1 protein-coding gene is annotated in these 549 nt (G+C 67.6%); it reads left to right on the top strand.

Going from position 1 to position 549, the window contains the following annotated elements; translation table 11 throughout:
* Positions 1-549: PI-PLC domain-containing protein (locus ABD323_RS44800; protein ID WP_344447700.1), on the top strand; the 549-nt coding region annotated here is incomplete at both ends.

The following is a 549-nucleotide window of genomic DNA, read 5'->3' as shown; positions in this document are numbered from 1 at the left end:
CGCCGACCAGCTGCGTGGACCAGCCGTGGAAGGCGACCCAGGCCGAGCGGATGGCGATCCTCGACCGGTACGTCGAGCAGAACAAGGACCTCTTCTACGACAAGTCGGTCGTCAAGCCCACCCCGGCCGAGGGCGGTCTCTACTACTACCACCAGGCGGAGATCCCCAAGCTCTCCGAGGTGCGGGGCAAGATCGGGCTCACCAACTTCGAAGGGCCCGGCGGGGGCGACTACGGCTACGGGACCAAGGACTACAAGAGCCACCTCGGCGACCTGGACCAGCCCGCGAGCATCGAGCAGAAGTGGGACGCCGTCCGGACCCATCTGGACGAGGCCGCGCTGTCGAACAGTGGCATGTACGTCACCTACACCTCCGCTTCCACGGTCGCGCACACGCCGGACGGCTTCGCCAACGGCGAGTCCCGCATGATCGGCCCGCGCGAGCGCGTGAAGATCGAGGGCGTCAACAGCAAGCTGAGCGGCTACCTCGGCAGCCCGGCCGTCACCAAGCACCTCGGCGTGGTCATGATGGGCTTCCCCACCGGGACCC

The sequence above is a fragment of the Kitasatospora nipponensis genome (assembly GCF_039528135.1).
Classification (GTDB): Bacteria; Actinomycetota; Actinomycetes; order Streptomycetales; family Streptomycetaceae; genus Kitasatospora; species Kitasatospora nipponensis.
The sequence above is the reverse complement of the archived record's forward strand: the minus strand, read 5'-3'. Positions and strand labels throughout refer to the sequence as shown.